We start from the raw sequence: 6,085 nt of genomic DNA, 5'->3' as shown, positions 1-6,085 counted from the left end.
GACTGCATGGTGCAGGCCTGATCCCTTTTCCCGGGGAAACGGGGGAGCGGTGTCGACCCGACATGGCACTGTCGACCGGCGCCGCTCCTCCTTCGGCCCCCCCCCCCCCCCCCCCCCCCCCCCCCCCCCCCCGGGGGGGGGCCCCCCCCCCCCCCCGACCCCGGGCGCGGATCCCGCGCCCCCACCGACTCCCGGCCGTCCGGTCGGGTGATGCACCGCACGAGCGAAGGAGAACGTCATGGCGATCCTCGACCTCCAGACCCTGGAGCTGCCCGAGACCGAGGCGGCGCAGATCGACGACACCCTCGCGAGCACCAGCTCGCTGAGCGTCCTGAACTGCGGCACCAGCACGGTCAGCACGCTCCTCTGTCTCTGATCCGTACCGCCGCCCGCCGGGGCGGTCCGTACGGGGAGATCGGCCGGTAGTCCTCGGACACCCGGTCGGTCGCCGGGCCGCAGCGGTCACCGCTGCGGCCCGGCCCGTCCGCACGGAGCACGTGCGCGCGGAACCCGCCCGCACCGAGCTCCTCCGGGCCGACCTCCCGGACGCCCACCGCCGGCCCCAGCAGAGAGGTGTTCCGTGGCCGACCAGCCCGCAAACGCCCCCGCCCCCGCCTCACCGGTGGTCCGGCTGCGCCGCGAACTCGCCGCCCAGCCCGTCCGGCTCGCCGTCGCCCTGCTGCTCGCCGTGGTGGCCACCGCGGCGGGAATCGCCCTCCCCCTGCTGGTCCGGAAGATCGTCGGCGACTTCTCCGCCCACCGGTCCCTCGCCCCCGGACTGCTGATGATGGGTGCGGCCGCCCTCGGCGGGGCCGTGGCCCAGGCCCTCTCGGGCCTCCAACTGGCCCGGATCGGCGAGCGGATGACCTACCGTCTCCGGACCGCCCTCATGGCGCACGCGCTGCGGCTTCCGCTGCCCGTCGTACGGGCCCGGGGCACCGGCGACCTCGCCGCACGGGTCACCTCCGACGCGCAACTCCTGCGTCAGGTGGTGGAGGTGGCGACCCAGCTGCCGCTGGCCGCGCTCAGCGTCGCCGCGACCCTCGTCGTCATGGTGTGGATCGACTGGGTGCTCACCGTGGTCACCGTCGCCGCCCTCGTCGTCCTGACCGTCCTGGTGCTGCTGATCCTCCGCCGGATGAAGTCCAACGTCACCGGGCAGCAGGACGCGGTGGGGCAGATCGCCCAGCGCTTCACGGCCAACCTGGAGGCCCTCACCACCATCAAGGCGTACCGGGCCGAACCGGTGGCCGACCGGTTCCTCGCCGAGGACGCCGAGAAGCTCCGCGCGGTCTCGCTGACGGGGGCCAGGCTGGGCGCCCTGGTGCCCGCGGTGCTGACGCTCGGCAACCAGTTCGCGATGATCGCGGTGATCCTCACCGGCGGCGCCCGGCTGGCGGCCGGCGACCTCCAGGTGGCGGCGTTCGCCGCGTTCCTGCTCTACCTGCTCCAGACCGTCCCGGCCGTGAACACGCTCGCGACCGGCTTCGGGCGGCTGCAGGCCGGGCTGGCCGCCCGGGACCGCTGCAACGAACTGCTCGCGGTACCGCCGGAGGCCGACCCGGACGACGCCGACCGGACCACCCCCACCCCGTCCCCCGATGCCCCGGCGGTCGTCTTCCGCTCCGTGTCCTACACCCACGCCGGGTCGGACGACGCCGCCCTGCACGCCGTGTCCTTCGGCATCCCGCGCACCGGTCTGACGGCCGTCGTCGGCCCGTCGGGCGCCGGGAAGAGCACCGCCCTCTCGCTCGTCGGCCGGTTCGTCCGGCCCTCCGCCGGCTCGGTGAGCGTCCTCGGCCACGACGTCCGGAGCTGGCCCCTGGGAGCGCTGCGCGCCCGGATCGCCTACGTGGACCAGGCGTTCACCCTGGTCGAGGCCAGCGCGAGGGAGAACCTCCAGCTCGGCCGGGCCGGGTCGGCGGGGGACGGCGAGCTGGCCGAGGCGCTGGCCGCCGTCGGCCTGGCCGAGGACGTCGCGCGGCTCCCGCAGGGCCTCGACACCGTGCTGGGCCGCGAGTCCGACCTCTCCGGCGGCCAACGCCAGCGGCTGGCACTGGCCCGGGCGCTGCTCACCGACGCCGACATCGTGCTGCTCGACGAGCCCACCAGCCAGCTGGACGGCCTCAACGAGCTGCGGTTCCGCACGATCGTGGAGCAACTGGCCCGTAGTCGGGCCGTGGTGGTGGTCGCGCACCGGCTCTCCACGGTCCAGCACGCCGACCACGTGATCATGATGAACCGCGGGACCGTCGTCGACGCCGCGGACCACACCACACTGCTCACCCGCTGCGTCCCGTACCGCGAGCTCGTGGCCAGCCAGGCCGGCCCGTCCCTCCTCGGGGACCGCCGACTCCGCCTTCCCGGCTGATCAGGCGGTCGGTTTCGGTCGCGACCTCGACGCGGCGACCTCGACGCGGCGGGCACGGCGGTGCCGGCACGGCGATGCGGGCACGGCGATCCGGGAGGCCCTCCCTCCGCCCCGTCGCGCGGGAACCCGGTGGCGGAGCGACGGGTGAACGGGTTGAATCCCGCTGTGAGCCACGTCGCCAACATCATGATCTCCGTCGATCCGGACGATCGACCGACCGTCGAATCGCTGAGCCGGTGGTTGCAGACGTCCGCCCCGCTGCGCGGCCACGGGCCCGGTGCCGTCGGCCGGGTCGGATCGCTCGGCGAGACCACCGGCAAGGACACCCGCCGGGGCGGCGGCAAGTTCCCGGAATGCGACGTCTACGCCGGAGCGCTCGACCACGCGGACCTGGCCGGGCTGATCGCGCACGTCGAACGCCTTGCGTGGAGACAGCCCGAGTTCGTCCAACTGTTCGTGACGGACCAGGAACAGTCCTCCTTCCGGGTGTGGATGTTCCACGGCCCGCTGCTGCGGCAGATCGCCCCCGAAGGCCGGGAGGAAGAGGTCCGGCCCGCGGGCGGCCCGCCGGACATCCACACGCGGTTCGCCCTCGCCGGCGACGTCGAGCTGCTCCGCGACATGGTGGTCGCCGCCGTCAACTGGGGGCCCGGCCCTGCCGCTCCCCGCGAGGCGGTGCTGTCCGATCCGCGCAACGCCCACTACGTGGACGGCTGGCCCCGGCCGGGCGACCTGGGCCTCGTGGCGCTCGCGACCCGGGAGGTCGACCGCTGGGAGCCGACTCCGGTCGGCGCGGCGTGGCTGCGGCACTTCACCGAGGACGATCCCGGCTACGGCTTCGTCGGCGACGACGTGCCGGAACTGAGCATCGGCGTCGACGCGGCGCAGCGGGGCCGGGGCACCGGGACCGTGCTGATCCGGCGCCTGCTGCGCACGGCCCGCGAGGCCGGCATCGAACGCGTCTCGCTGAGCGTCGGGCGGGACAACCCCGCCGTGGGGCTGTACACCCGCGAAGGCTTCCGTCTGCACGGCCGGGACGAGGGCGAGGACTCGCTGACCATGGTGGTCCACCTGCGGTGAAGGTCACCGGCCGGGCAGGTCGACCGGGGTGCGCGACACAGGAGCACAGCGGGAGACGCGCGCCTCTCTCCCTGGGCGTGCGCGGGAGTTCGCGCCGGTCGGCCAGGATCGGGCGGCGGCCTGCCCGTCCGGAGTGAGAGCGCACAGGACCGGCGGGGACTTGTTCGGGTGCGGCTGAAATTCTTCGAAACCCACCTCGGCCCGGGCGCGCCTCTGGCATGCTCTGCCGGACAGTCCTGACCCCGTGTCACCGGGGTCTCACGCACAGCGAACCGAGTGTCCGGGGTGGACCTTGCAGTACACGATCAGCGCCTCCGTGTTCCTGGGGATCATCATCCTCATCCGACTCTCCCGGCGAACCGAGGCCCGCAGCCGCAACGACGAGCGGATCACGGCGTTCAGCTGCGTCGTGTTCGGCGTCCTGATCGCCGCGACGCCCTGGGGGGACGCGATCCTCCGGCTCGTCGGCGTCGTCGCCCAGGCCCTCGGTTGAGAACCGGACGGGTCGCGCGGACCGGCAGGACGGGGGCAGCGGGTGGCTAGGCGACGCGGGCCCGCGGCCCGGCGACGTGGCGGACGGCGGGGCGCTCGGCGCGACGAGGGCACGTGGCCGGCGGTCGTGCTGGTCGGAGCCGTGGCGGTCAGTGCGGTGACCGCCGCGGTGCGGTGGCTGGCGACGCACTGGTGGGTGCCGGTCGCGCTCCTGGCGGTGGCCGGCGCGGTCGCCGCCGCGGTGGGGCGGGCGCGAGTCGTCGCGGCTCGGGAGCGGCGGCGCCGACTCGCCGGTCTGCGCATGGCGTTGAGCGGCCCCGGCGGCATCGACCACATGAGTCCGGACGGGTTCGAGTACGCGGTGCGGGACCTGCTGGCCCGTGACGGCTGCCGCGCGGAGAAGGTCGGACGCTCCAACGACCAGGGCGTGGACGTGCTCGCGGACGATCCGATGGGGCGGCGGTGGGCGGTGCAGTGCAAGCACAAGCAGGACCCGGTCGGCGGCAAGCCGGTGGGGGTCGGGGTGCTGTACGCCCTGGCCGGGACGTTCCAGCGCGTCCACGCCGCGCAGGTGGCGGTGGTGGTCACCAACGGCCGGTTCTCCCGCGACTCGGTGAGGTGGGGCGCGGAGCAGGGCGTCCTTCTGGTGGACCGGGCCGCTCTGGCCCGGTGGGCGAGCGAGGGGCGGCCCCTGTGGGACGTCCTGCCCCGCGTCCCCGCACCACGCAACGGGCGGCTCAGCTGAATCCGTCCGTGGTGACGAACATATGACGACGCGTCATTTCGGCGCGGTCGCGCCGGCCGGGCTCCGGGCCGGCGGGGCGGGCACGCTCTCCCGCGCGGGGTGGCCGACGCCGTCTTGGACCGCACGGGCCGGGCCCTGGCATGATCGGTCCATGATCGAACGAGTCATCGCCGCCTGTGACGGAGCGGCCAAGGGCAACCCCGGGCCGGCGGCCTGGGCCTACGTGGTGGCCGACAGCGCCGGGATCCCGCAGCGCTGGCAGGCCGGTCCGCTCGGACACAGCACCAACAACATCGGCGAACTGACCGCGCTGCAGCAGCTGCTGCTCGCCACGGACCCCGCCGTGCCGCTGGAGGTCCGCCTCGACAGCACGTACACCCGCGACGCGGCGACGAAGTGGCTGGTGGCGTGGAAGCGCAACGGGTGGAAGACCGCGGCCGGCAAGCCGGTGGCCAACCGCGAGCTGATCCAGCAGATCGACGCACTCCTGGAGGGGCGGGACGTCACCTTCGTGTACGTTCCCGCCCACCAGGTGGACGGCGACCCGCTGAACGCCATCGCCGACAAGGCCGCCAGCGACGCCGCCCGCACCCAGGAAGCGGCGGCCGGGACGGCCTCCGACCTGCCCCAGCCCGAACCGGTCACCGGCACGTCGGCGCGGAGCGGACGCGCCTCCGCCGCGCCTGCGGCCGGGAAGCGTCCGGCGGGTGGCACGCGGACCCTCAAGGCCCGCTACGCGGGCACGTGCCCGTGCACCCGCGCCTACGCCAAGGGCGACACGATCACCAAGGTCGGCAGCAGCTGGGGGCACCCCCAGTGCGCGGGCGCCCACGCCTGACGCCCACGCCCGGCACCGGGGCCCGCGTCATCGGGGCCGGTGGCACCGGTGCCGGCGCGGATCAGCCGCGCCCGCCCTCCTCGTCGGGCGCGGCCTGCGGGTCGGGCGGAAGACCGGCCTCCTCACGGTCCTCCTCGGTGCGTTCCTCGAGCTCGTCCTCGTCGGGCCGAAGCGGCAGGCCGCGTCCGTGCCCGGTGTCGGGGTCGCCCTCGACCTGCTTGTTGGACTTGTGGTGTGCCATGGCTCCTCCTCGTCCGGACGGCGCCGTCGCAGGGTTCCGTTGCGCCGGCTGCCGGTGCCCGGGGACCACCCATCCACTCAAGCCCCCGCCGGCGGCGCCCGCAAGCCGAGTCCGCGCGGATGACGGGGCGGGGTACTCCGGGGCGAGAACCGCAGGTCGCAGCGCGTAGCCGGTGTCGGACTTGAGCTTGAGTGCAGTCGAGGCACTGCTGCACTCCGCCGCCTACTGCGGCTTCCCCAAGGCCCTCAACGCGACCTTCGTCGCCAAGAAGGTCTTCGGCGAGCGCGGCCTCCTCCCGGTCACGGCCGGCTGACCCCC

General features: G+C 74.5%; 7 protein-coding genes and 1 pseudogene. 7 read left to right on the top strand and 1 reads right to left on the bottom strand.

The genetic code is table 11. The annotated features are described in order from the left end of the window. Positions 1-238 precede the first annotated feature (238 nt). From ACFWIC_RS35775 to ACFWIC_RS35750, 6 genes are all read left to right on the top strand, one after another. Positions 239-376 carry a SapB/AmfS family lanthipeptide gene (locus tag ACFWIC_RS35775; protein ID WP_329883777.1) on the top strand — a complete coding sequence of 46 codons (138 nt, stop codon included), beginning with the start codon at positions 239-241 and terminating at the stop codon, positions 374-376. 204 nt (positions 377-580) lie between these two features. Then, positions 581-2,371 (top strand): ABC transporter ATP-binding protein, encoded by a 1,791-nt coding sequence (locus ACFWIC_RS35770; RefSeq protein WP_380521119.1) that lies wholly within the window; start codon positions 581-583, stop codon positions 2,369-2,371. 165 nt (positions 2,372-2,536) lie between these two features. Beyond that, a complete protein-coding gene (locus ACFWIC_RS35765) occupies positions 2,537-3,451 on the top strand; it encodes a GNAT family N-acetyltransferase (RefSeq protein ID WP_380363883.1) in 915 nt (304 codons plus the stop codon). Between the two features lie 292 nt (positions 3,452-3,743). Next, on the top strand, positions 3,744-3,944 hold the full coding sequence (locus ACFWIC_RS35760; protein WP_329883774.1) for a hypothetical protein: 201 nt from the start codon (positions 3,744-3,746) through the stop codon (positions 3,942-3,944). Positions 3,945-4,085: 141 nt separating this feature from the next. Continuing rightward, complete coding sequence (locus ACFWIC_RS35755) at positions 4,086-4,688, top strand: restriction endonuclease (protein ID WP_380363886.1); 603 nt, start codon at positions 4,086-4,088, stop codon at positions 4,686-4,688. A gap of 151 nt (positions 4,689-4,839) precedes the next feature. Next, positions 4,840-5,526, top strand: a complete 687-nt coding sequence (locus tag ACFWIC_RS35750; protein ID WP_380521116.1) for a ribonuclease H — start codon at positions 4,840-4,842, stop codon at positions 5,524-5,526. Positions 5,527-5,587: 61 nt separating this feature from the next. On the opposite strand, the gene ACFWIC_RS35745 is transcribed toward ACFWIC_RS35750, so the two are convergent. After that, the gene (locus ACFWIC_RS35745; protein ID WP_380521114.1) at positions 5,588-5,767 is read right to left on the bottom strand and encodes a hypothetical protein; all 180 of its coding nucleotides are present in this window, start codon (positions 5,765-5,767) and stop codon (positions 5,588-5,590) included. A 199-nt stretch (positions 5,768-5,966) separates the two neighbouring features. On the opposite strand from ACFWIC_RS35745, the pseudogene ACFWIC_RS35740 reads away from it, so the two are divergent. Beyond that, positions 5,967-6,080, top strand: a pseudogene (locus ACFWIC_RS35740) (carboxymuconolactone decarboxylase family protein); the annotation flags it as partial. Positions 6,081-6,085: the final 5 nt, after the last annotated feature.

This window comes from Kitasatospora sp. NPDC127035 (assembly GCF_042726075.1).
Lineage (GTDB): Bacteria > Actinomycetota > Actinomycetes > Streptomycetales > Streptomycetaceae > Kitasatospora.
Note: the sequence above shows the minus strand (reverse complement) of the source record. Positions and strands in the feature narration are given on the sequence as shown.